This is a genomic window from Gordonia shandongensis DSM 45094 (assembly GCF_000423025.1).
Lineage (GTDB): Bacteria > Actinomycetota > Actinomycetes > Mycobacteriales > Mycobacteriaceae > Gordonia > Gordonia shandongensis.
On the sequence record NZ_AUHE01000005.1, the window covers coordinates 145,944 to 169,075 of the forward strand.

The 23,132-nt window shown below is 70.5% G+C and carries 23 protein-coding genes; 10 read left to right on the top strand and 13 right to left on the bottom strand.

The window, feature by feature from the left end:
- Positions 1-5: 5 nt before the first annotated feature.
- The 3 genes from G528_RS0108315 to G528_RS0108325 all read right to left on the bottom strand — a co-directional run bounded on the left by G528_RS0108315 (position 6) and on the right by G528_RS0108325 (position 2,534).
- Complete coding sequence (locus G528_RS0108315; protein WP_026918572.1) at positions 6-1,418, bottom strand: amidase; 1,413 nt, start codon at positions 1,416-1,418, stop codon at positions 6-8.
- The gene (locus G528_RS0108320; protein ID WP_245569722.1) at positions 1,411-1,587 is read right to left on the bottom strand and encodes a hypothetical protein; all 177 of its coding nucleotides are present in this window, start codon (positions 1,585-1,587) and stop codon (positions 1,411-1,413) included. The genes G528_RS0108315 and G528_RS0108320 overlap by 8 nt, the downstream gene beginning before the upstream one ends.
- A gap of 140 nt (positions 1,588-1,727) precedes the next feature.
- Positions 1,728-2,534, bottom strand: coding sequence for an acyl-CoA thioesterase (locus G528_RS0108325; protein ID WP_026918574.1), 807 nt, complete (start codon positions 2,532-2,534; stop codon positions 1,728-1,730).
- Positions 2,535-2,704: 170 nt separating this feature from the next.
- On the opposite strand from G528_RS0108325, the gene G528_RS16880 reads away from it, so the two are divergent.
- Both G528_RS16880 and G528_RS16885 read left to right on the top strand, forming a co-directional pair.
- The gene (locus G528_RS16880) at positions 2,705-3,286 is read left to right on the top strand and encodes a TetR/AcrR family transcriptional regulator (protein WP_051198512.1); all 582 of its coding nucleotides are present in this window, start codon (positions 2,705-2,707) and stop codon (positions 3,284-3,286) included.
- On the top strand, positions 3,283-4,893 hold the full coding sequence (locus tag G528_RS16885) for an MFS transporter (RefSeq protein WP_051198514.1): 1,611 nt from the start codon (positions 3,283-3,285) through the stop codon (positions 4,891-4,893). Before G528_RS16880 ends, G528_RS16885 begins: the two co-directional genes overlap by 4 nt.
- Before the next feature lie 19 nt (positions 4,894-4,912).
- On the opposite strand, the gene G528_RS0108340 is transcribed toward G528_RS16885, so the two are convergent.
- Both G528_RS0108340 and G528_RS0108345 read right to left on the bottom strand, forming a co-directional pair.
- Positions 4,913-6,250 carry a lipase family protein gene (locus G528_RS0108340; protein WP_084638113.1) on the bottom strand — a complete coding sequence of 446 codons (1,338 nt, stop codon included), beginning with the start codon at positions 6,248-6,250 and terminating at the stop codon, positions 4,913-4,915.
- Between the two features lie 68 nt (positions 6,251-6,318).
- Positions 6,319-7,581 carry a hypothetical protein gene (locus G528_RS0108345; RefSeq protein WP_051198517.1) on the bottom strand — a complete coding sequence of 421 codons (1,263 nt, stop codon included), beginning with the start codon at positions 7,579-7,581 and terminating at the stop codon, positions 6,319-6,321.
- A 345-nt stretch (positions 7,582-7,926) separates the two neighbouring features.
- Between G528_RS0108345 and G528_RS0108350 the strand changes: the two genes are divergently transcribed.
- On the top strand, positions 7,927-9,111 hold the full coding sequence (locus G528_RS0108350; protein WP_051198519.1) for a CaiB/BaiF CoA transferase family protein: 1,185 nt from the start codon (positions 7,927-7,929) through the stop codon (positions 9,109-9,111).
- Positions 9,112-9,139: 28 nt separating this feature from the next.
- On the opposite strand, the gene G528_RS0108355 is transcribed toward G528_RS0108350, so the two are convergent.
- Positions 9,140-9,640, bottom strand: a complete 501-nt coding sequence (locus G528_RS0108355; protein ID WP_051198521.1) for a hypothetical protein — start codon at positions 9,638-9,640, stop codon at positions 9,140-9,142.
- 48 nt (positions 9,641-9,688) lie between these two features.
- Between G528_RS0108355 and G528_RS0108360 the strand changes: the two genes are divergently transcribed.
- Entirely contained in the window at positions 9,689-10,582 is an 894-nt protein-coding gene (locus G528_RS0108360; RefSeq protein WP_026918579.1) for a crotonase/enoyl-CoA hydratase family protein, read from the top strand.
- Here the strand turns inward: G528_RS0108360 and G528_RS0108365 are convergent.
- Positions 10,557-12,293: a nitroreductase family deazaflavin-dependent oxidoreductase gene (locus tag G528_RS0108365; protein WP_026918580.1), complete on the bottom strand. Its 1,737-nt coding sequence runs from the start codon at positions 12,291-12,293 to the stop codon at positions 10,557-10,559. The two genes, G528_RS0108360 and G528_RS0108365, sit on opposite strands and share 26 nt — an antisense overlap.
- Before the next feature lie 124 nt (positions 12,294-12,417).
- Between G528_RS0108365 and G528_RS0108370 the strand changes: the two genes are divergently transcribed.
- Entirely contained in the window at positions 12,418-12,975 is a 558-nt protein-coding gene (locus tag G528_RS0108370; RefSeq protein ID WP_026918581.1) for a TetR/AcrR family transcriptional regulator, read from the top strand.
- 21 nt (positions 12,976-12,996) lie between these two features.
- Here G528_RS0108370 and G528_RS16890 read toward each other — a convergent pair whose 3' ends face one another.
- Together G528_RS16890 and G528_RS0108380 are read right to left on the bottom strand one after the other, a co-directional pair.
- Positions 12,997-14,016, bottom strand: a complete 1,020-nt coding sequence (locus G528_RS16890; protein WP_084638114.1) for a cytochrome c biogenesis CcdA family protein — start codon at positions 14,014-14,016, stop codon at positions 12,997-12,999.
- A gap of 3 nt (positions 14,017-14,019) precedes the next feature.
- Positions 14,020-14,724, bottom strand: coding sequence for a DsbA family protein (locus G528_RS0108380; protein ID WP_026918582.1), 705 nt, complete (start codon positions 14,722-14,724; stop codon positions 14,020-14,022).
- An 81-nt stretch (positions 14,725-14,805) separates the two neighbouring features.
- Between G528_RS0108380 and G528_RS0108385 the strand changes: the two genes are divergently transcribed.
- Complete coding sequence (locus G528_RS0108385; RefSeq protein ID WP_051198523.1) at positions 14,806-15,192, top strand: BlaI/MecI/CopY family transcriptional regulator; 387 nt, start codon at positions 14,806-14,808, stop codon at positions 15,190-15,192.
- The gene (locus G528_RS16895; protein WP_051198526.1) at positions 15,189-16,169 is read left to right on the top strand and encodes a M56 family metallopeptidase; all 981 of its coding nucleotides are present in this window, start codon (positions 15,189-15,191) and stop codon (positions 16,167-16,169) included. The genes G528_RS0108385 and G528_RS16895 overlap by 4 nt, the downstream gene beginning before the upstream one ends.
- Before the next feature lie 9 nt (positions 16,170-16,178).
- Here the strand turns inward: G528_RS16895 and G528_RS0108395 are convergent, their stop codons facing one another.
- On the bottom strand, positions 16,179-16,679 hold the full coding sequence (locus tag G528_RS0108395) for an SRPBCC family protein (protein ID WP_026918584.1): 501 nt from the start codon (positions 16,677-16,679) through the stop codon (positions 16,179-16,181).
- A gap of 341 nt (positions 16,680-17,020) precedes the next feature.
- On the opposite strand from G528_RS0108395, the gene G528_RS0108400 reads away from it, so the two are divergent.
- A complete protein-coding gene (locus tag G528_RS0108400) occupies positions 17,021-17,851 on the top strand; it encodes a lytic transglycosylase domain-containing protein (protein WP_026918585.1) in 831 nt (276 codons plus the stop codon).
- On the opposite strand, the gene G528_RS18020 is transcribed toward G528_RS0108400, so the two are convergent.
- The gene (locus G528_RS18020; protein WP_156890396.1) at positions 17,845-19,011 is read right to left on the bottom strand and encodes a cutinase family protein; all 1,167 of its coding nucleotides are present in this window, start codon (positions 19,009-19,011) and stop codon (positions 17,845-17,847) included. The genes G528_RS0108400 and G528_RS18020 overlap by 7 nt on opposite strands.
- 238 nt (positions 19,012-19,249) lie before the next feature.
- Between G528_RS18020 and G528_RS0108410 the strand changes: the two genes are divergently transcribed.
- Entirely contained in the window at positions 19,250-19,951 is a 702-nt protein-coding gene (locus tag G528_RS0108410) for a hypothetical protein (protein ID WP_051198528.1), read from the top strand.
- Between the two features lie 21 nt (positions 19,952-19,972).
- On the opposite strand, the gene G528_RS0108415 is transcribed toward G528_RS0108410, so the two are convergent.
- Both G528_RS0108415 and G528_RS16905 read right to left on the bottom strand, forming a co-directional pair.
- Positions 19,973-21,493 (bottom strand): serine/threonine-protein kinase, encoded by a 1,521-nt coding sequence (locus G528_RS0108415; RefSeq protein WP_026918587.1) that lies wholly within the window; start codon positions 21,491-21,493, stop codon positions 19,973-19,975.
- Between the two features lie 239 nt (positions 21,494-21,732).
- Positions 21,733-22,479, bottom strand: coding sequence for a TetR/AcrR family transcriptional regulator (locus G528_RS16905; protein ID WP_051198530.1), 747 nt, complete (start codon positions 22,477-22,479; stop codon positions 21,733-21,735).
- A 400-nt stretch (positions 22,480-22,879) separates the two neighbouring features.
- Here G528_RS16905 and G528_RS0108425 point away from each other — a divergent pair.
- Positions 22,880-23,132, top strand: a 253-nt coding sequence (locus G528_RS0108425; protein ID WP_026918588.1) for a helix-turn-helix domain-containing protein, incomplete at its 3' end; no start/stop codon positions are given.

A 23,132-nucleotide genomic window follows, 5' to 3' on the forward strand; every position in this document is an offset into this window, starting at 1 on the left:
TCCGGTCAGGCGCCGGTCGGCGCCCGCCGTCCTTCCATCGGGTCGGACTCCTCCACGTAGCGCCCGACCCGCAGGACGGTCTCCTCGTCGAACGCCTTGCCGATGATCTGCAGGCCCACCGGCAGATCCCCGTTGCAGCCCGCGGGCACCGTCATCGCCGGCAACCCGGTGAGGTTGCTGGGTCCGGTGAACCGGATGAAGTTGTCGACGAGGTCGACCGGCGATCCGTTGAGGTCGGCGACCGCCGACCCGATGTCGGGTGCCATCACCGGCAGCGTCGGCGCGATCAGGACGTCGACGTCGGCGAGGGCGGCGGCGAAGTCGCGCTTGATCTGCCTGCGTGCCTGCTGCGCCTGCAGGTAGTCCACCGAGGTGAACAGTTCGCCCAGGTAGAACAGGAACCGGATGTCCTCCCCGAAGTCCTCCGGACGCTGCTGGAGATCACGGTGATGGATGGCCGACGCCTCCGAGAGGCTGGTGGCCAGCTCGGTCCACTCCGAGTAGGCCAGTGCCGGGATGCTGACCTTGCGGACGGTGGCGCCGCGGCTCACGAGGTCGTCGATGCGCGCGCGGACCAGGCGTTCCACCTCGGCGTCGACGTTCGCGAAGAAGTAGTCCTCCTCGATGCCGATGACCAGGCCCGCGGGATCGCCGCCGAGTGCACCGCGGTAATCGCCGACGGGGGTGTCGACCGACGTCGGATCGCGACGATCGAATCCGGCGATCGCCTGCAGCATCGCGGCGGCGTCGTCGACGGTCTTCGCCATCGGTCCGATGTGGTCGAGCGTCCACGCCAGCGGGTAGCAGCCGTACTTCGCGACCCGACCGTGCGTGGGTTTGAGCCCGACGAGCCCGCACGCCGACGACGGGATTCTGATCGATCCCGCGGTGTCGGTGCCGAGGCTGATGAACGACATGTCGGCGGCGACGGCCGCACCCGACCCGCCGCTCGACCCGCCGGGGACCTTGTCGAGGTCCCACGGATTGTGAACGGCGCCGAAATGCGGGCTGTTGTTGTCGATGCCCCAGGCGTACTCGTGCATGTTCAGCTTGCCGGTGAGCACGATGCCCGCGTCGCGGAGTCTGCCGACGACGGTGGCGTCGTCGGCCGACACGAAGTCGCGGTGGATCTTCGACGCCATGGTCGTCGTCTCGCCGGCGACGTACAGGTTGTCCTTGAGTGCCATCGGCACCCCGTGGAACGGTCCGCGGTGGTCGCCCGCGGCGATCTCCTTCTCTGCGCGCTCGGCGTCGGCGAGTGCCTGCTCGTCGCGGAAGCTGACGTAGGCGTTGACCTCGCCGTTGAGGGCGTGCGCGTGGTCGAGGAGCTGTCGGGTGACGTCGACCGGCGAGATCTCGCGGGTGCGGATCAGTTCGCCGACTTCGACGGCGGATTTGGTCAGCAGCTCGTCACTCAACGTGATCACCGCCCGGGAGGTTGCGCAGCGCGATGTCGGCATCGTCGATGTCGACGGTCGCCAGGTCTTTCTTCAGGGCGGAGATCTCCGCCCATTTGGCCTCGATCTTCTCCAGTTCGGCCGCGGTGGGCACCAGACCCCGGGCCGCGAGCGTATCGGCGACGGACATGGCCATCGTGACTCTCCCATCGATCGGGTCGGTCGGGGGCGCACCCCGCGACTAACGACCACTTGAAACTGTTCCATTTGGAACAGTTTCAAACGTAGTGCACTACCGCACAGTAGGGATCGTCTGTGGTCTAGTTCACATCAGGCTGGGTCCTTGTAGTACACGAGCTGGTGCGTCGTGGCCAACAGCGCCTCGCCGCCCCAGATCTGCCCGTACTGGTCGAAATGACCGTGCCCGAACCGTGCGGCGCGCGCCGTCGCCAGAACATGCGTCGAGCCCTGCTCGGCGAGTTCCTCGGCGGTCGCATGGAAGTAGGTGGTCAAGGAGATCGTCCCGGCCGGCAGGTAGGTGCCGCGCCGCAGGAACACGCGCGGATAGAAGACGTCGCTCATCGCCGTCAGTGCCGGGAAGTCGATGTCCCGTTCGGGATGGTCACGCAGCCAGAGCGTCGACGTGGAGTCCGCGCTCTGGCCGAGGTCCAGGCCGCCGGTGACGAAGCGCTTGTCGTAGTGCTTCGCCCACTCGATGAAGTCGCCGTAGTCCGACGCGCTCACCGACTCCGCCGCGGCCGCCTGCGGACGCTCGGCCTCCACATCGCTCCAGGTGTCCCGACGCACACCGAAGACGGCCGTACCGGTGGCGACGATCTGGTCGTTCTGCTCGATGCGGAACACCCAGTGCTGGTTGGTGCGGTTGGTGCGCACCGCCGTCACGGGCAGATCCCACTGCCCCTCGCCGATGGGTGCGGTGTAGTTGATCGTCAGCGCCAGCGGATCACCCAGGACCTCCGGATGCCGCTGGATCGCATTCACCACGGTGGCCGCCGTGACGCCGCCGAAGGGCCCGACCATGTTGTTGTACGCGGGATGGGTGGTGGCGCGCACCGTGTACTCGGCGGCGTCATCCACCGAGGTCACCGCGATCGCCTCGTCGAATACGTGGGTCATGCCTCGAACGCTATCAGAACGATCGGTCTACTCGGCAGTCCGGCCCGTCGGCCGGCCGGCGCGCTCGCGCAGATGCCGCGGCCCTCAGATTCGTGTACAAACGTACATGTACGTTTGTACAGCCTAGGTTCCGCCGTGCGGAACCCCCGCCGACCCCGAGAGGATGCGCGATGACTCGACGCGACCCCGAGGCCCGCCGCACCGCCATCATCGCGGCCGCGGCCGACCTCATCGTCGAACGCGGCCCCGAACGCCTCACCCACCGTCTCGTCGCCGACCGCGCCGACGTCCCGCTCGGCTCCACCACCGCCTACTTCACGTCCCTGGACGACCTGCGCGCCCAGGCGCTGGCCCACCTGGCCGCCGAACTCGACGCCGACCTCGACACCCTCCGCCACGACGTCGGCGACCCCGACCTGAGTGCCGACGACCTGGTCACACTCCTCGCGAACTACCTGCGCGATCGGCGCCGCGTCGCCGCCGACCTCTCCCTGATGTCGGCGGCCGCCTACGACCCCGACCTCCGCGATCTCGCACTCCGCTGGCAGGAGACCCTGATCGACCTCCTGGCGGTCCGGGTCGGACGCGACGGCGCCGTGGCGCTCGCCCTCCTCGTCGACGGCCTCACCGTGCACGCGGCACTGCACGACGAACCGCTGCCCCGCCACCTCCTGCTCACCCTCGCCGAACCGTTCCTGAACCGTGCCGAGAGCACCCGGCGACGAGCCCACCCGGTGAAGGACCACCGATGACCTCGCCCGTCGCCGTCAACAGCATCGGCATGTCCCGAACCCGCGCCTGGATCGCGACCGCCGTGTTGAGCGCCAGTCTGCTCGTCGTGGTCATGGACATGACGATCCTCAACATCGCCCTGCCCAGCCTCGCCAAGGACCTCTCCCCGTCCGCCGACCAACAACTGTGGATCGTCGACGTGTACTCGCTGGTGCTCGCCGGGCTGCTGGTCCCGGCGTCCTCGCTCGCCGACCGGTTCGGACGACGGTTGATCCTGCTCGTCGGCTTCGGCCTCTTCGGGCTCGCATCGGCGCTCATCCTGGTGGCCGGCTCACCCGGCGCGGTGATCGCGATCCGCGCGCTGCTCGGCGTCGGCGGCGCGCTCATCATGCCGACCACGCTGTCGATGGTCCGCACCCTCTTCGACGATCCGACCGAACGTGCGCGCGCACTGGCGCTCTGGTCGTCGGTGGCGGGCGTCGGCGTCGCGATCGGACCGCTCATCGGCGGATTCCTGCTGGAGCACTTCTCGTGGCATTCGGCGTTCCTCGTGAACGTCCCCCTCATGTTGATCGCGATCGTCCTGGGCGTCTTCCTGCTCCCCGAATCACGGTCCGCGACGCCCGGCGGCTGGGACTGGATCTCGGTGATCACCGCATTCGCCGGCATGGCCCTGATGATGTGGGCGGTCAAGCACTTCGGCGCCGAGTCGAGCCTCCGTCCCCCGATGGGCTGGGTCGCGCTCCTCGCCGGAGCCGCCCTGCTGGTGGTGTTCGTCCGCCGGTGCCTCACCCTCGAGCGGCCGATGCTCGACCTCGACCTGTTCTCCAGTCGCATCTTCTCCGCCGGCATCATCGCCGCCCTCGGATCGATGTTCTCGATGGCCGCCGCGATGCTCCTGTTCGCGCAGTGGCTCCAGGCCGTCGAGGGGAGTTCCCCGGTCCAGGCCGGCGCCCAGTTCCTGCCGCTCGCCGCCGCGGGCGCGGTGGCCTCCATGGCGGCACCGTGGCTCGCCGAGCGGATCGGTCCGCGGATCGTGATCTCGGCGGGGATCCTGGTGGCCGCCGTCGGGATGATCGGGGTCTGGGTGATCCCGACGTGGGTGACCTCCGGCGACCTCGACTACGTCTACGCGGTGGGACCGTTGGCGCTCGTCGGCGTCGGCATGGGGTCGTTGGCCATCGGGTCGTCGCTCATCATGTCGGGCAGTCCGGAAGACCGCGCCGGCAACGCCGCCGCCATGGAGGAGACCTCCTACGAGGTCGGCAACGTCCTGGGCGTCTCATTGCTCGGCAGCGTCGCCGCCGTCCTGTACCGCGGTGAACTCGACGGTTCCGGGGTCCTCGGAGATCTCGACACCACCGTGAGCGACCATGTGCGCGAGTCGATCGGCTCGGCCGTCGGGGTCGCCGAGGGCGGCGGGAACGCGGCTCTCGCCGACGCCGCCGGCACGGCCTTCACCGACGCCATGTCCGTCACCAGCCTCGTCGGCGGAGTCCTCATGCTCGGTGTCGCGGCCGCCGTCTACGCCCTCATCCCTCGCGGGACCCGCTTGGACGCGCGAATCGATTCCGGTGCACCGGTCGACGGGCCGGCACCCGCGGCCGACCCCGGCACGCGAGCGTGATCCCGGCCTCCGCCGATGCTCACCGCTTCAGGTTCGCCGCCAGCCAGTCGACGGTCTGCATGCCGAACAGGTCGGTGCCCCAGCCGTACGCGTCGGTGATGAAACGGACCATGCTGCAGTCGGTCGGCTGGTAGTCGACCCGTGCGCCGCGGCTGCGCCACGCCCGTGCCAGGCGCCGCGAATCGGCGGCGGGCACCAGCGACATCGGCGAATCGTCCGCACCGCACGACGCGATGAGCGTGCGGACGCCCTTCGCCGGGGTCCCGCGCCCCATCAGATTGTCGCGGTACGCCCGCTGGAAGGACTTGATGTTCGCAGGCGACCGATCGCCCTTGAACAGGGTCCGCAGCGGAACCATCGGCAGCGTGAAGTACGCCGGCGTCTGGCACTGCGTGCGGTAGTAGTCGGCGACCTTCCGGCCGGCGGGCGTGAGGTGGTCGTCGATCCGCATGTCGGGGTAGGCCGGCTCCAGACCGAGCAGCGTCGCCATCGCGAATCCGGACCCGACGCTGCCGTCGGCCGTGGCGATGAAGTTGCGGTAGTTCGAGACCATCCCCTCGAGGACCGCGGCACGCACGTTCAGCTCCGGCGCGTACTCGTCCTTCATCTCCAGGGCGTGACCGGTACCGACACCGCCGCCGGCGATGCCGAACATGCCGATCGGCGCCGTCGCGCTCAGCCCGGCGTCGCGCACCGAGAAGGCCGCACGCACCGCGTCGAGGCTGGTCCGAGCGTTGTACTTGCCGGCGAAGACGCCGTGCGGGTTCGGATCGCCGTTGTTCCCGACGTCCGACATGACCACCGCGTAGCCCTTGCCGAAGAGCTGGGCGAGGGGGCCGAGAGCCGACCACGAGGCGCCGTCCATCGGATCGGAACCGGTCCACATCGCCGACGGGTGGCAGTTGCCGCCGACACTGTCGTTGGCCATCTGATAGCTGACGACGGTGCGGTCGGCGTTGTCGCGTCCGTCCCGCGGGATCATGATGAGACCCGTGCTGATGTCGGGTGACCCGTCGAGCTTCGTGGTGACGTACATGATCTTGTAGGCGTCCACGTCGCCCGGCCGGAAGCCGAGGAACTGGACGGCCACCTTGCGCGCCTTGAGCAGGGTCCCGGGCTTCTCGTCTCCGGACAGCGTCGGCTCACGGTAGAACGGGTCGGTCCGCAGCAGGGGCGTGATCGCCTCGTGGGCGTCGGCCATCCGGCCGTGCTGGAAGGTGCCGATCACGAAACCGTTGAAGACCTCGCTCAACTGCGGTGTCCGGTTGGGCGGGCCGGCGTGGGCCGGAGCCGACACCAGTGAGGCGCCGACGAGGGCGGCCGCGACGACGGTGAGTGCGCCCAGGGCACGCCGCACAGTGCCCGATCGACGACCGGGCACGGGTCGCCGGGTGGGGGCGGGTCGACGGATACGGGAATCGTTGATCACGTGGTCTCCACTTTGAGGGTTGCGAGCGCCGACTCGAGGGTCGGCACGATGGTGCGGATCGGACGGTGCTGCTCCATCTGCACGTCCGACGGGATGCGCAGTTCACGGCGCAGCGCGGGCCACCGGTTCTCGATCTGGAACCGGTACTTGGGCAGCAGTTCGTGGACGATGTAGTCCCAGCGTTCGTCGAACACCGACCAGTTCCACGACGGCAGCGGGACGGTGACGCGCACCGTGCGGCCCGCGACGGTGGCGGCGTCGATCCGAAGCGGTTTGTACGACCGCAGCGGCGGCACCCCCGCGACCGACGGCGACCCGGCGAGCGTGCTCGCGTAGGTCATCGCCTCCCCGACGTCGCCGCGGTAGCCGCGGACGGCGTCCCACTGTTCGTCGATGACCTCGCCCTGCTCGCGGCGCAGCAGGCGCGCGTTGCCGGCGGCGATGCCGTCGGGCGTCTTGGTCGCGATCTGCTCCCACGCCGTCATCACGTCTGCGGGGAACAGTCCGGCGGCGCGCATCTCGCGCAGGGCCGGCAGACCGCCGGTCACGTAAGCGCGGTGCATCGGCATCAGGTCGCTGAAGATGTTCTTCTGCATCACGAGGATCGATGCTTGGACGTGCCGGAGGTCGGCGGCGGTGATCGTCGCGCCGACGCGGGCCAGTGCGCGCAGGCCGTCGGGCAGTCCCCGGTAGGCCGGGCCGAACAGTCGGTTCGTCTCACCGACGATCGCGTGCGCCACCGGGGCCATGCGGCTGAACTCGTATACGCCGGTCGCCAACTCGAAGTCGAGGAGGCCGCCGCCGAAATCGGCGCCGACGAGTCCGCCCATACCGGCCCACTGCAGTTCGCGATGCTTGAGCTGCAGGTCCTTGTAGTACTGGTACGACTTCGCGAGGTTGGCACGGTTGGCGCTGACACCGGCCCGCGGATTCCACGAGGCCAGGTCGATACCCGCCGCGCGGGTGGTGTCGGCGAGCCAGTACTGCAACAGCAGCGCACGATAGGACGTCGGGGCCACCCCCTCCGATCGGGCCTCCGCCAGGAGGGTCCCGAGCACCTTCGGGTCGGTCGGCAACGCCGGATTCACGCCGCCGGGCCCGTGTGCGGCGTCGCGATTCACCAGCGGCAGGTCGAGGTACTCGCCGACGTCGGGGGCCGCGTCGGCGGTCGCCGGAGTCACCAGGGCGCCGGTGAGGGCGACGACGCACGCCACGAGGAGCGCGGCGAGTCGGCGAGACGAAACGGGGCGGCCGGTCACCGCGGGGGTGCGGGCGGGAAGCGTCGGCACGGGAGTCCTTCCGGGGGCATGTCATGGGGCGCCCACCGTGTGGGCGTCGCTCCTGCGTCCCCCGGCGACGTAGGATGTCTCTCTCGCAGTGCAGCACCCGCCCCGTCGCACGCACAAATGACGCCCACCGACGCGCCGGGCCGGTCATTTCCGACAGTCTCGTCCATTTCTGCCGGTCAGAGACCCGCGGAGGATCCGGCGGCATGTGGATACGCGACCGTTCCCGATGGCGACCGTCACACCGCGGTTAGTCCGAACGGCCGATAGCGGCCCGACGGTGGACGGCGCTGCCGACAGCGGTGTTGAGTAGCGGGTATGCCCGCCGCCCCCACCCCACCCGACCAGCACGCCGCCCTACCGCTGCACGGCATCACCGTCGTCGCGGTCGAGCAGGCCGTCGCGGCTCCGCTGTGCACCCGGCATCTGGCCGACATGGGGGCGCGCGTCATCAAGATCGAACGCCCCGACGGCGGCGACCTGGCCCGCGGCTACGACACCGCGGTGGCGGGCACCGGCGCCCACTTCGTGTGGCTCAACCGCGGCAAGGAGTCGGTCGCGATCGACCTCAAGTCACCCGACGGCGCCCGCATCGTGCGCTCCCTGATCCGTCGAGCCGACGTCTTCGTGCAGAACCTCGCGCCGGGTGCCGCCGCGCGCCTCGGGCTGGCCGCCGACGATCTCCGCCGCGAGCACCCCCGGCTGGTCACGGTGGACCTGTCCGGATACGGCACCGGCGGCCCCTACGAGCAGCGCAAGGCGTACGACATGCTGATCCAGGCCGAAGCCGGTCTGGTCTCGATCACCGGCACACCCGACGCCCCCGCCAAGACCGGCATACCGACCGCCGACATCGCCTCCGGAATGTACTGCGTGCAGGCCGTGCTCGCGGCGCTGCTGCGCCGCGAACGCACCGGTGAGGGCGCCGCCGTCGAGGTGTCGATGCTCGAGGCGACCGTCGAATGGATGGGGCATTCGCTCTACACCCAGATGTACACGGGCCGCCAGCCGCAACGCATGGGCGTCAGCCACGTGTCGATCGCGCCCTACGACACCTATCCGACCGCCGACGGCGACATCCTCATCGGCGTCCAGAGCGACGGCGGATGGCGTGCCCTCACCGCGGTCCTCGGGATCCCCGATCTCGTCGACGACCCGCGATTCGACTCCAACATCCACCGCGTGGAGCACCGTCACGAGTGCGATGCGGCCGTCGCCGGACAGACGCGCCGATGGACGACCGCCGCATTGGACGCCGCACTCGCCGCCGCCGGGGTCCCCGCCGCGCAGGTCAACGAGCTGCGCGCCGTCGCCGAGCATCCGCAGCTGACGGCGCGGGGCCGCTGGCGCACGGTCGCGACACGGGATGCGAGCATCCGGGCCCTGCTCCCGCCGGTGACCTTCGCCGACGTCGAGGCCGCGATGGGTGACGTTCCGGCGCTCGGTGAGCACACCGCCGCCGTCCTGCGCGAGGTGGGCGCGGCCCGACGAGGTGAGCACTGATCGGTGTCGCCGCGTGGCGGCCGACTCGTCAGGCGGGAACCGCGCAGGCCGCGACCCCCTCCGACCGTCGGGCCAGCGCGAACCACAGCAGCGCGACGGCGAGGACCGCGAGGACGGGCTGCACCGGGGCGAAGTAGGCGAGCGCTCCGGAGTAGCCGAGCGCCAGGAGCGCGATCTTGTTGCACACGGGGCAGCCGACGGCGAACCATGTCAGCAGGGTGCCGGCGATGCCCCACCGTCCCTCGTGCACCGTGTCGTCGGGTGCCTCGCCTCCGCGCGGCACCACGTAGGTCGCCGCGAGCAGTCCCGAGAGGACCGCGGTCAGGACCCACACCGGGTAACTCCACCAGGTCGGCGCGATCTCCCGCGCGAACAACGAGTTGGGGATCATCACCGTGCCGACGCCCACCAGGACGAGGACGGCCGCGGCCGTTCCGGCGGCCACCAGGAGCTGCCGGGTCGTCATCGTGCGGACGTAGTCGGCGATCGTCCGCGGAGAGGTGCGCATGGTCGACACAATGGAGGCCATGCATCCACTGTGCCCGACATCGGCACAGTCCACGAAAGGAGAGGGTCCGTGGACCTGACCACACTCACCCACGAGAACGTCGACGGGGTGCTGATCGTTCGGCTGAACCGCCCCGATCACCTCAACGCGTTCACCGTCGTGATGGCCGAGGAACTCGAGGCGACGTTCCGCGCGGTGAACGACGACGACTCGGTCCGCGCCGTCGTCGTCACCGGGAACGGGCGGGCCTTCTGCGCGGGCATGGATCTGGCGGCCGACGGCGACAACGTCTTCGGTCTCGACCAGTCCCGGCGCCCGACGCTGGCCGATATGGACGATCTCGACGATCCGGCGATCGCCGGCGTGCGCGACACGGGCGGCCGCGTCACCCTCGCGATCTACGACTGCCGCAAGCCCGTCATCGCGGCGATCAACGGCGCCGGTGTCGGCATCGGTGCGACGATGACGCTGCCGATGGATGCGCGCCTGGTCTCGACCACCGCGCGCCTCGGCTTCGTGTTCGGCCGTCTCGGCATCGTCCCCGAGGCGGCGTCGTCGTGGTTCCTCCCCCGTCTCGTCGGCCTGCCCGCGGCCCTCGACCTGGTGTACCGCGCCGACATCGTGGACGCCGATCGGCTCCTCGAGTTGGGGCTGGCGCAGAGCGTCCACGAACCCGACGAACTGCTCGACGCCGCCGTCGGGCTCGCCGACGCGTGGACTCGCGGACGGTCCCCGGTGGGGACCGCGTTGGCCCGCCAGATGCTGCTGCGGAATCCGGCCGCCCCGGATCCCGCCGATGCGCACCGGATCGACTCGCTGGCGATGTTCTACGCCAGCATCGGCGACGGTGACGACGGTGTCCGGGCGTTCATGGAGAAGCGGCCCGCACGGTTCACCTCTGCGGCCTCCCGGATGCCACCGTTCTACGACGACTGGGTCAACGGGTCTCGTCACGGTCGGTGAAGGTGACCCGCACCGACACCGGTTCGCTGGCCAGGGCGCGGAACGCGGCGGCGGTGGCCCCGGCGGCCGCCGGGTGCGGCGCGAAGGTGCGGGCCCTGGCCTCCACGTCGTCGTCCGGCATCACCTGGGCGGTTCCGGGCCGCCATCCGTCGGGGGTGCGGATCCACACGGCGGGGTCCGCCGCGATGTTGAGGGCCCATCCCGAGCGCATCCCGTGCTGACTGATGAGCCAGGCGCCGTCGGGGTCGAACGCCGCCGACACCGGGACGGCGCGGATCCGCCCGGTACGCCGTCCGACGGTCTCCAGGTGCGTGGCCATCGTGGTGCTGATCCCGGCTCGGGTGAGGGCGGCGACCGCGGGGTTCGCGAGGTAGCGGCCGACGGCGCGTTCGAACCGGAACTTGCGGCGGGCGCGGGCGGTCGCGGCGGCCCCGGACGCGCGTCGGCTGCGGATCCCGTCGAGCCCGTTGCGTCGGACGGCCGCGGCGGCGGTCCGCCACAGCGGTCGCTGCGGATCGGGGTCGTCTCCGGCCCCCATCCGGTGCAGTTGATCGGTGTGCCACTGCAGATCGAGGGCGCCCTCGAGGCTCCTGACGGCCGGCAGCGAGACGCGCACGGCCGCGGGGAGCGGCAGCGAGACGGTGCGGGTCGGCAGTCGGTGGGCCGCACCGTCGACTCCGCCGTCGACCAGTCGACGTGGCGCTCGGGGCTCGATGGCGGTGGGGCGGCCGATGCCCACCGCGTCGCACGCGCCGTCGGCGACGGCGTCGTGCATGGCCGATCGGCTGCGGAACCCTCCGGTGACCGCCAGCGGCACGGTGCCGGCGAGTTCGCGGACGGATGCGGCGTAGTCGAGGAAGTAGGCCTCCCGCGCACGGGTGCTCTCGGCGACGGCCGGTCGGCCCATCATGGCGGGCGACTCGTAGCTGCCGCCGCTGATCTCGATCAGGTCGATCGGTTCGGCGGCGATCATCGCCACCACGGCGCGGGATTCGTCTTCGGTGAATCCGCCGCGCTGGAAGTCGGCGGAGTTCAGCTTCACGCCGACCCCGAAGTCGGGGCTCACCCGGGTGCGCACCGCGCCGATGATCGCGGTCAGGAAGCGGGCGCGGCCCGCGATGTCGCCGCCCCAGCGATCGTCGCGGCGGTTCGCCGACGGCGACAGGAACTGGGAGACGAGGTATCCGTGGGCGCCGTGGATCTGGACCCCGTCGAATCCGGCGCGTTCGGCGATCTCGGCGGCCGTGGCGAATCGCTCGACGATCTCCTCGATCTCGGTGTCGCTCAACGCCCGCGGGACGGGTAGCCCGGGAATCGACGGGGCCACTGCCGAGGGGGCGACCGGCTTGTCGGTTCCCGCTAACGGGTTCGCCTGGCGCCCTGGATGATTGAGTTGCATCCACAGTCGGGCGCCGCCGTGTCGGGCGGTCGCGGACCAGCGGGTGAGCGCGTCGAGGTGGCGGTCGTCCTCGACCACGACGTTCCCCGGTTCTCCGAGGTGTCGCCGGTCGACCATGACGTTGCCGGTGACGATCAAGCCGTAGCCGCCGTCGGCCCAACGGGCGTAGAGGCGGGCGAGCCGGTCGTCGGGCGCCCCGGCGCTGTCGGCCAGGCCCTCGCTCAGCGCGGCCTTCATCAGTCGATTTCCGATCACCTGGCCGGAGGGCAGGGTCAGGGGCGTGGCCAGGTTCGCGCGGATCGTCTCGGTCATCGCACTTCCTCACTGTCGGGACTCGCAGAAGTAGAACGCTCGGTCTAACTCTGCACGACACTATGAGACCGACTGGTATATTTCAAGGGGCAGACGGGCTCGACGGCACCGAAGGGAGGCGACGATGGCGGTCAAAGACCAGCTCATCACCGCCACCGCGGAGCTGATGCGCCGCCGCGGAGTCGCCGGAACCGCCGTATCGGACATCCTCGCCGAGAGCGGAGCGGCCCGCCGCTCGATCTACCTCAACTTCCCCGACGGCAAAGCGCAGCTCGTCACCGAGGCCACGCGCGCCGCCGGCACCGCGATCACCGGGATCCTCGAAGGACTGACCGACGACCCCGATCCCATCGGGACCTTCGTGTCGATGTGGGCCGCACTCCTCGACGCCGCCGACTACGACGCGGGCTGCCCGGTCGTCGCCGCGGCCCTCGGACGCTCCGAGGCGCCGACGGCCGCCGACGAGGCCGGGACCGTCTTCGCGACCTGGCAGACCCTCGTCCACCAGCGGCTCGTCGCCGACGGCATCGACCCGAAGGCCGCCGACTCCCTGGCGACGACCGTCCTGGCCGCCGTCGAGGGCGCCGTCCTCATCGCGCAGGCGCAGCGGACCACCCGACCGCTGGTCGACGTCGGCGAGCAGCTCGCCGCACTCGTCGACATCCATCGCCCCCCGCGGTGACCGTCGGGCCGGTCGCGTCGATCAGTCGCCGCTCCCCCGGCCCACATCAGACCCCGCGGCATCGGACCCCGCTGTATCGGACCCCGCTGTATCAGACCCCGCTGTATCAGACCCCGCTGTATCAGACCCCGCTGTATCAGACCCCGCTGTATCAGACCCCGCTGTATCGGACCCCGCTGTATCGGACCCCGCTGCGGCATCCGCCTCGTCACCACCGCGGACCTCGGCCTGCCGGCGACGCCACCACCACACCAGGACACCCGCGGCCACCAGCACGATGGCCGCGATGTCGACCAGCGGATTCGCCAGGATCGAGACCCCGTCCTGCAGGTCCAACTGGGTGTCGGAGTCGACGAGTTCGGGCATCGACAGGAATCCGTCGGTCACCCAGAACGCCACGCCGACCACGATGAGCAGAATGCCGGTCACGAGGTGCGTGCTGTGGACCACCAGGCGTCCGAGGCGCAGCTCGCGCCCGCGCAGGACCGCCCGACTCCGATCACCGACGGCGTTCCACACCGCCGCGATCACCATGAGCGGAACCACCATCCCGAGGGCGTACACACCGAGCAGGATCCCGGCGCCGCCCATCCCCCGCGCGGCGGCCATCGTCAGGACCGCCCCGAGGATCGGTCCGGTGCAGAAGCCGGCGACACCGCTGACCATGCCGAGCACGAAGGTCTTCACCAGACCCGCACGCTGCATCGACTGCTCCTGGAGCCGCGTCATCCCCGGCATGAGGCGCCCGAGATCGAATCCGCGGCCGAAGAGCTGCAGTACACCGAGGACGACGATGACGATCGATGCGACCGCGATGATCGCCGTCCGATGCTTGGCCACCGTGGCCGCCAGCGCACCCACGCCGATGCCGATCGGCACGAGGGTCACCAGCAGGCCCACGTAGAAGACGGCGCCGTGCACGAGGAGGCGTCCGCGGGCGCCGACCGTCGATGCGAAGAAGGCGGGCAGCAGCAGCGCCCCGCACGGACTCAGCAGCGCCAGTGCGCCACCCGCGAAGGCGGCGACCATCCCGATGTCCACGGCTTACTTCCCGCCCGCCGGGAGCATCGCGTCGAGCTTGTCGAGGTAGAGGTCGCTCGGCCCGGCACCCGCGATCGGCTGCCCGCCGAGGATGAACGACGGCGTGGAGTACGCGCCGACGCGCGCGGCCAGCTCCTCGCTGCGGTCCACCGCCGCCGCGGTCGCCTGCGAGGTCATGTCGGCGCGGAAGCGATCGGCGTCGAGACCCAACGATCCGGCGAGGCGAACGAGCGCGTCCTCGGAGAGCTCGTCGGCGCTGCGCTTGTCACCGTCTGCGAACAGCGCGTTGTGGTAGTCCAGGTGCCGGTCCTGCAGCGCTGCCGCGTACGACGCCTCGGCGGCCCGGCGGCTCGGATCACCGAACACGCTGATGTCGCGCATCTCGATGCGCAGGTCGCCGTCCTTCACCCGCTTGAGCATCGCCGGGAGGGTGTCGCGCGTCCACTTGGCGCAGTAGGGGCACTGGTAGTCGCTGAAGACGACCATCGTGATGGGCGCGTCCACGCGGCCCATCCCGAGCGGGTCGTCGGCGTCACGGGATTCGATCCCGATGTCGTAGGGGAAGGCCGACGTCGAGTCCGCCTTGTCCGCGGTCTCCGAGTCGTCGCCGCCCGCGAAGATGACGATGGAGGCGACCAGTGCGGCCGCCACGATCACCACCAGCGTGGGCACGAGCCACGACGACAGCGCTGAACGACGCTCACCCATATCGCTCCATCCACAGGTTGATTACTATCCGAGATAGTAGTCGACTATGCGCCATAGTCGACGTGAGGCATAATCGGCGCCATGCGCCCCCTGCATCCCGACGACCAGCCGGTCCGCCTGGGCACCCTCGAACAGCAGGTCATGAACGTGTTGTGGGATCGTGGTTCGTCGACGATCCGGGAGATCATCGACGAGCTCCCCACCGAGCCCGCCTACACGACCATCGCCACCGTCCTGCGGAATCTGGAGCGCAAGCACCTCGTCGGCGCCCATCGCCGCCGCCGCTCGGTCCGCTACCACGCGAGGCACAGCCGCGACGTTCACGCTGCCAACCTCATGAGCCAGGCGCTCGACGCCAGCGGTGATCGGGCCGCATCGATCCTGCACTTCGTCGAGGGCATCTCCGACGACGACGCCGCGCTCCTGCGCGAGTATCTGCGGCGCCCGGCACCCGACGAGCACCGATGACCACGCCCCTGCTTCCGTTGCTGCTGATCGCGACCCTCGTGGTCGCCGCCGTCGCCGGGCCGTGGCTGATGCGCACCGCCGCCCCGGTGCTCGCGTCGCGCCCGCGGGCGGCGGTCGCCCTGCTGGCCGGCGGCGTCGGCCTCTGGCTCGTCGCCTTCATGTCGGCGGGTCCCCTGCTCGCGTGGACGGCCACCGGGCGCACCGACGAGTCGGCCACCGGCCTGTGCCGTCGCTGCCTGGTCGCGTCCAACCCGTGGGCCGCACCGGTGTACGACCTCGGCCTGCCGACGGTCGCGGTCCTGTGGGGTCCGGGTCTCATCGTCGTCGGGGCCGTCGCCGTGGCGCTCTGGCGCGCTGCGGCCGCATCCGTGTCCGCCGAACGGACGGCCGCCGATGTCCGCGCCTCGGCGCGCCGGGTCGACCTGCTCGGCTACCGGGTCCTGCTGCTGCCCGACGAGCGACGTCGGGCGTTCGCGCTGCCCGCACGTCGTGGCGGCATCGTGGTGACCACCGGCGCGCTCGACGCCCTGGCCCCCGACGAACTGGCCGCGGTCCTGGCGCACGAGGACGCCCACCTGACCCAGCGGCATCACCTGATCGTCGGGGTGGCCCATCACCTGGGTCGGACGCTGCGTCCGATTCCACTCATCCGCGAGGCGGCGACGGCGATCCCGCAGTATCTGGAGATCGCCGCCGACGACGCGGCCCGCACCCGAGTCGGTACGCGCGCTCTCGTCGCGGCCCTTCTGCGACTCGACGCGGGCGGGCCCGATCCGGTCGGCACGCCGACGACTCCCGCGCCGCTCGCGCTGCACGCCGTCGGACCGCATCGCATCGGCGTGCTGGTCGGCCACGAGCGCGGAACGCACCGTCGCGCATCGCCGCTCACGGCGACGGCGCAGAGCGCGCTGCTGGTCGCGTTCAGCGCCGCGGCACTGCTGCCGTGGGTCACCGCGGTGAGCAACGCCTGCGTGTAGCCGCCACGGCTACTGCGCCGGGGTGCCGACCGTCTGTTCCAGGTACTCCAGGTTCGCCGCCATCCCCGCACGCCAGACGGCCATCCGCCCGGCGACGAGGCCGCCTTCCCGGTCCGGCCGCTGTTCGGCCAGATCGTTCAACGGCGAGCGGCCGCCGCCGACCTTTCCCCACTGACGGACCGTCGCGCCGTCGCGGTGCGGGTCCACCTCGAATCCCCACACGGTCAGCGGCGCCTCCGCCGGACCGACTCGCCAGACCCACCGTCGTCCGTCTTCGACTTCCGCGACCTCGCATTCGGTCTGCCACTCACCCATGTGCTCGCTGGCGTTGTACCCGCGGAATCGGGCGCCGACCGTCACGCGGTCGGCGCCGTCGAGCCATTCGGCCCGCTGGAGCTCACCGTCCGCGCGGGTGGGCAGTTCGATGTCGGTGACCAGGTCCCACGCCTGTTCGGGGGTGCAGGCCAGGACGGTGGAGACCTCCACCGTCGGGTTGTCGCGCAAACGCATCGGTTCTCCTGTTCCGGCCGTCGCCCGTTGTCCGGCCGCGTTCGGGGTCGTGGATCGACGCCCAGACTATACCGTCCGTTCTACTCGGCGGGGCGACCTGCCCGGAGACGCCGGAGCCGACCGGTCGTGGTCGACCTCACAGCGCCGCGATCCCTCCCGCCTGACCTGCACGGCAGGAGCCCGAAGGGCGACCCGGCGCCCGTTTGATAACGAGTAGATAACAGAACGGCCGCGCATTGATGTACGTTCGTCGGCAGTCGTTGAGCGGACCCCTCCCACCGCCGCCCCTCCCCGGCGATCGCTCACCCGACACTCCCCGTCCTCGCACAAAGGAATTCCCCGTGCCCCGCAATCGCAGACTCCGCCGTTCCAGCGCGCTCGTCGCCGCCGGGATGATCCCCGTCGGCATTCTTCTGGGCGCCGCATCGACCCCCACCCATGGCATCGACGTCGCCGACCCCGGCCACCGGGTCACCGCCGCACCGGTCGCGCCCGTCGCCGACGTGTCCGACTCGCCGCCCGCAACCCCCGACGCCGCAACACCCGACACTGCAACCACCGACACTGCAACCACCGACAATGGGGCCGACCCCGCGAAGCGCACCGGGCGGGACGCGAAGACCGCGACACGCACCGCGCCGCGACCGGCCCCGCCCTCGGTCCGCTCCGGCGCCGTCCCGCACACCAATTACGACGCCTACCGGAGGGCAGCCGACACGATGGCCGAGCGCAATCCGCGCTGCGGCATCGACTGGACCCTCCTGGCCGGCATCGGCCGCGTCGAGTCGCATCACGCCAACTCCGGCGACGTCGACGCCCGCGGCGATCTCCGCACGCCCATCTACGGCCCGGTGCTCGACGGGTCCCTCGGAGGCAACCAGGTCGTCACCGACACCGACGGCGGTCGACTCGACGGCGACCCCGTGTACGACCGCGCCGTGGGCCCCATGCAGTTCCTGCCCGCCACCTGGAAGACCTTCGCCGCCGACGGCAACGGCGACGGCGAGGCCGATCCGCAGAACATCTTCGACGCCGCCCTCACCACGGCCCGCTACCTGTGCCACGAGGGTCTCGACATGCGTGCCGCCGCCGACCGGACCGCCGCGATCCTGCGCTACAACAACTCGATGGAGTACGTCGGCGAGGTCCTCGGTTTCGCCCGAGGCTACTGATCACCTGACCCGAGGGCGCGCTCCGCGAGCCACGACCGCCAGTCGGCGGGTTCGTACCCCGTCGTGTGGATGAGGGCGCCGGCACCGAAGTCGAAGTCGATCTTTCCAGGAGTGTTCGCGCACACCGTGTCGCCCTTCAGGCACCACGACAGGAGCCGTCCCCGCCATTCGTCGGCGAAGTAGCGGGTCCGGTCCACACCGGACACCTCCACACCCAGGTTCGAATAGGCGATCCCCGGCAGCGCGGCCGCCTTACCGCCGCGCATCACGTTCGGGTCGGTCGGCAGGCGGTCGCCGTCGGCGATGAGCAGCCCGACGACCGACTCGTCCGGCGACATCCCGTGGAGTGCCCGGTGCATCACCATCGCGCCCTGCGAGTATCCGGCCGCCACGATGGTCGATCCCGAGCACTTCGTCACGGCGGTCTCGATCATCGACGCGGCGGTCGTCGTCCCGTCCGCGACGGACTCCTCGAATTCGGTGGTCAGCGCCTTCGTCACCGGGGCGGCCGTGTACTCCACGACCCGCTTCTCGATGGTCTTACCCGCCTCGTTCGCGTCGTTGAGCAGATTCTTGTAGGTCTCGTTGACGAACTTGCCCATGCCGTCGTGAGCCGTCAGCTTCTTACCGACCCGCTGCCCGGACCCGGCCGCGCCGATGAAGACGATGTCGCTGCAGGCGTTCGCGGACGGCGACCCGCCCCCGCTCAGGGCGGCGATGCCGACGACGACGGCCAGGATGATGACGATCACCGCGGCGCCGGCACCGAGGATCTTGCCGCGGCCGCCCCGGTGTCCCGGGGTCGGCACCGGAGCGGGCCCCGAAGCCGCGAACACCGGTCCGGATTGTGCAGGCCCGGGTCGTCCAGGTCCGGGCGGGACAGGTCCGGGCGCGACCGGTCCGGGTTGGGCCAGCCGGGCCATCGCGTCGAGGACCGCCGGCGTGATGGGTTCGGCGCGAGGGTCGCCCAGATGCCGGTCGTACACCGACCGCCGGTACGGGTCGGCCAGGATGCGCCGCGCCGTCTCGAGGTGGGCACGCGCCTGCGCCTGCGCCGCAGGTGTGCGGTTCAGCCGCTCGGTGAGTCGATGGCCGAGCTCGCCGGGCGACGCGCGCGGGTCGAGCTCGAACGCCTGATAGAGGTTGATGTGTCGTGACACGGTGAGTCCTTCCGTCACTGGGTCTGTCCATCACTGGTTCCGGGTCTCGGGCGCCGCGATCCGGAACCGAGGTCCGGAATTGAGGTCTCGGGGTCGGCACCTCCCTGCGAGACACGTGTCGTCGCTGGTAACGGCCGATTTCTTCGCCGAAGCGAGCCGATGGGGTAAACATATCCAGCGGGCGTTTTCCCCGTAATGGGGAGATCTCCCCCTTCGGACGACGAATGAGCGGGGCGACGTGTCGGAAAACCAGGGCGAGCTGTCGTCACTCACCGTCGACGACCGGGCCGGCACCACGTGGGAACTGACGCCCCACGAGTCGTTCACCATCGGCCGCGAGGGCGATCTCGCGTTCCCCGACAACCCCTACCTGCATCGTCGGCTGCTGCTCCTGACATTCCACGCCGGCTTCTGGTGGGTCGCCAACGTCGGCCGCTACATTCCCGTCAAGATCATCGACCTCGGCAGCGGGGCGCAGACGGTCCTCCGGTCGGGGTCGTCGAGCGTGCTCGCGGCCGACGCGCTCGCCGTCTTCGACGCGGGGCCGACGACATACGAGGTGGGTGTTCGGGTGACCGCGGCGCCCACGTTGCCGCGACCGTCGCCCACCGCCGTGCACGGGCGGACCCTCGGGCACGCCGCGGTGACTCCCGATCAGTTCCGGCTGCTGGTGGCGATGGCCGAACCGCTGCTCCGCCACCCCGGGACCGGGCTCGACCGGATGCCGACGATCCCGGCGGTGGCCGAACGGCTCGGGTGGTCGGTCACGAAGGCCAACCGGCACCTCGACCGGCTGTGCGAACGCCTCGCCGACGGCGGCGTCTCCGGTCTGGTGAGCGACGGTCGCACGACAGCCGTCAACCGGCGGATGCGACTGCTCGAGTACGCCCTCGACAGTCGCCTGGTGACTCGCGAGGCCCTCTCGGTCCTCGACGAGTGACGACCGCTCCCGACGGATGGATCAGCAGAGTTCGGTGCCGACCGGCGTCGTGTCGTCCAATCGGCGGGTGTAGGCGCCCTCCGGTCCTCGAGCCTTCGCGGCGCAGGTGTCGGCCAGCGAGGTCCCCGCATAGTAGACGGCGTAGATGGGATTTCCGTCCGCGGACTGTTTGAGCGATGCGCACGACTGATCGGTCCGCAGATACTGCGATCCGGGGTACCGGGCGAGCATCGCGGCCACCTCGGCGGCGTAGTCGCCCGGCTTGGTCGCGCCGGCGACGACCGTGATGGTGGTTCCGTCGCACGCCGGCGTGCTGATCGGGGTCGGCAGCCCGAGATCGCCGGTCGCGCGCCGCGGTCGGGACGTGTCGTCGGCACCGGCCGACGAGGGTTCCGCCGCGGCCTGCGACGACGCGTCCCTGGTCTCGGTGACGGTGACCGGCGCGGGGTTCGCGCTGCTGGTGACGGCCGCCGTGCCGGCTTCGCCGTCGTCGCTCAGCGCGAACCAGCCGGCCGCTCCGGCGGCCACGACGACCAGGGCGGCCACGCCGCCGGCGATCACCGCGGTCCGCGCCCCCCGGGACCCTCCGGTCTGCTGCTGCGGCGACGCCTGCTGTGGCGACTCCTGCTGCGGCGGCCATCCTCCCGGCGGGTACGACGCGTGGTCGGCGACCGCGGTCGGCGTCGGCGCCACCATCGTCGGGGTGTGGGCGACCGCGGGCTGAGAGGGACGGCGGCCGTCGAGCACATCGCGAGCGGCCGTCGCCAGCGCTCCCGCCGACGGCGGGCGGTCGGCCGGATTCTTCGCCATCCCCGCGGCGATCACCGCGTCGAGGACGGTGCCGCTGGCCGGGACCGGGCTGCTCAGGTGTCCGGCGATCATCTGCTCGATGCTCGACGACCCGAACGGCTGCCGCCCGGTGAGACATTCGTACAGCACGCACGCCAGTGCGTAGACGTCGCTGGCGGGCCCCGGCGGCACGTCGCCGCCGAACCGTTCGGGCGCCATGTACGCGAACGAGCCGATGGCCGTGCCGGTCGCGGTCAGGCGCGTCTGCCCGGCGGCCTGGGCCAGCCCGAAGTCGGCGAGATACGCGAAGTCGCGCGGCGCCAACAGGACGTTCTCGGGTTTCACATCGCGATGCAGGAGACCGGAGGCGTGCGCGGTGTCGAGGGCGGCCGCGATCTGTTCGACGATCGCCACCGCCCGATCGGGCGCCAGGGGTCCCTGGCCGATGACCGACCGCAGGTCGCGGCCCCGCACGATCCGCATGTCGAGGAACAGCTGTCCGTCGATGTCACCGAAGTCGTGGATCGGGATGATGTGCGGGTCGTTGAGCCGCGCCACCGTCTGCGATTCGCGGAGGAACCGGGCGCGGAAGTCATCGTCGCCGGAGAGGTTCGTCGGCAGCAGTTTCAGCGCGACGGTCCGGTCCTTCTCGGTGTCGACGGCCTCGTAGACCTCGCCCATTCCGCCGCGGCCGAGGAGCGCGACGAGGCGATACCGGCCGACGGAGGTGCCGGATCGGTCGGGGCTGGCCATGCGTACTCCATTCCTGCGCGGACGGTCTGCTCGTCGCGCGGTGCGCAACGGGTCGTGGCTGAGCATAGGCGACGCTGAGCATAGGCGACGCTGAGCATGGGCGACGCCGGCGCGACCGCGGCCGCTCAGGAGTCACCGGCCGTACCGGCCCGGTGCAGTCGAGTCCGGTCGGGGTCGGGGTGCCGTCGTCTCGGGGGGTGATCTGTCTCGGGAGTGGTCCGGCTCGGGGGTGGTCCGGCTCAGGGGTGATCGCGGCCGAGGAACTGTGCGAGGCCGTCCAGCGTCCGTTCCAGGCCGAATTCGAACCACGCATCCAGGTCGGGGGGACCCGTGAGTTCGGTTGTGAGCTGTGCCAGGGTGTCGGCGCCGATCGAGGTCAGCGCCTCGTGTCCGGCGGGACCGATGCCGTCGAGTCCGGCGGCGACATCGTCGTCCGCTTCGTCGCTGATCGCGACCATCGCCGCGCCCTGGACGAAGGCGCTGACGGTCATCACCATCCAGAGTTTGTGCGAGGCACTCAGGGGCAGGTCGTTCACCGAGCTCAGCGACCAGTCGACCTCGGCGGTCGTGCCCGGGCCCATCGGCAGCTTGGTGCTCGCCATCACCCCGAGCAGCCAGGGATGGTCCCGGTAGCGGGTCCACTCCTGTCGGGCCGTGAAGGCCAAGCGGCTGCGCCAGTCCTCGAACTCCGCCGCGGGCGGGTAGACGGTCTGTGCCACCACGGCGTCCGCCATCAGATCGACGAGCTCGCCTTTTCCGGGTACGTAGCGGTAGAGCGTCATCACCCCGCTGCCGAGTTCACGCGCCAGCCGGTTCATGGACAGCGCGGACAATCCTTCGGCGTCGGCGATCCCGATGCCCGCCCGAATGATGTCGGCGAGGTCGAGTCCGGGTCTGGGTCCGCGGGAGCCGCGTTGCCGTCCGGTCCACAGCAGGTCATGGCGCTGTCGAGCCCGTTCGCTTCTGTCGTCGTGATTGTCGGGCATTCCCCGTCACCTTTTCTGCGTGTACCGTACTCAGTAGGAATTGCGTTCCACGTACGCAGTTCCGTGCGGGCGATCCCGCCTGCCGTCCCACCGCCAATCCTAGGAAGCACGTGTCCCGATCACTCGCCCCCGACCGTTTCCGGATCGACGACCTCGATGCGATCCGCGGCTTCGCTCTTCTCGGGATCTTCATCGTCAACATCACCTTCATGGCGTCCGGATACCCCGGGAACCTGGCGGTCGACCCCGCCTTCACCTCGTTCCTCGACGATCTGGTGCGCTGGCTCTCCTTGGTGTTCGTCGACATGAAGTTCTACGTCCTGTTCTCGTTGGCGGATTCAAGCGGTCAGTGCAACGAGTCCTGTGAGATGAGGCAGTCACTGATCACAGGAGGATCCGGATGCAGGGCAAGCACGGTCATCTCAGTCGGGAGCAGAAGCAGCTGGCACTCAGGCTGCATGCGAGGGGTTGGCGGCTGGTCGACATCGCCAAGGAGATCGGCTGCAGCGCGCCGATGGTCGGGATCATGGCCCGCACCGGCAGGCACGCCGACGCCAAGCCGTTCGGCTGGGAGCCACGCCAGGGCTGCCTGACGATTGACGAGCGCGAGCAGATCCTGGTGGGGATCAATCGTGGCGACACCTTCACCGCGA

Excerpts from the sequence above, each read along its gene's own strand:
- G528_RS0108320 (WP_245569722.1), bottom strand. The coding sequence starts at position 1,587 with ATGTCCGTCGCCGATACGCTCGCGGCCCGGGGTCTGGTGCCCACCGCG.
- G528_RS0108325 (WP_026918574.1), bottom strand. The coding sequence starts at position 2,534 with ATGACCCACGTATTCGACGAGGCGATCGCGGTGACCTCGGTGGATGAC.
- G528_RS16880 (WP_051198512.1), top strand. The coding sequence starts at position 2,705 with ATGACTCGACGCGACCCCGAGGCCCGCCGCACCGCCATCATCGCGGCC.
- G528_RS16885 (WP_051198514.1), top strand. The coding sequence starts at position 3,283 with ATGACCTCGCCCGTCGCCGTCAACAGCATCGGCATGTCCCGAACCCGC.
- G528_RS0108350 (WP_051198519.1), top strand. The coding sequence starts at position 7,927 with ATGCCCGCCGCCCCCACCCCACCCGACCAGCACGCCGCCCTACCGCTG.
- G528_RS0108355 (WP_051198521.1), bottom strand. The coding sequence starts at position 9,640 with ATGGCCTCCATTGTGTCGACCATGCGCACCTCTCCGCGGACGATCGCC.
- G528_RS0108365 (WP_026918580.1), bottom strand. The coding sequence starts at position 12,293 with ATGACCGAGACGATCCGCGCGAACCTGGCCACGCCCCTGACCCTGCCC.
- G528_RS0108370 (WP_026918581.1), top strand. The coding sequence starts at position 12,418 with ATGGCGGTCAAAGACCAGCTCATCACCGCCACCGCGGAGCTGATGCGC.
- G528_RS0108380 (WP_026918582.1), bottom strand. The coding sequence starts at position 14,724 with ATGGGTGAGCGTCGTTCAGCGCTGTCGTCGTGGCTCGTGCCCACGCTG.
- G528_RS0108385 (WP_051198523.1), top strand. The coding sequence starts at position 14,806 with ATGCGCCCCCTGCATCCCGACGACCAGCCGGTCCGCCTGGGCACCCTC.
- G528_RS16895 (WP_051198526.1), top strand. The coding sequence starts at position 15,189 with ATGACCACGCCCCTGCTTCCGTTGCTGCTGATCGCGACCCTCGTGGTC.
- G528_RS0108395 (WP_026918584.1), bottom strand. The coding sequence starts at position 16,679 with ATGCGTTTGCGCGACAACCCGACGGTGGAGGTCTCCACCGTCCTGGCC.
- G528_RS0108415 (WP_026918587.1), bottom strand. The coding sequence starts at position 21,493 with ATGGCCAGCCCCGACCGATCCGGCACCTCCGTCGGCCGGTATCGCCTC.
- G528_RS16905 (WP_051198530.1), bottom strand. The coding sequence starts at position 22,479 with ATGCCCGACAATCACGACGACAGAAGCGAACGGGCTCGACAGCGCCAT.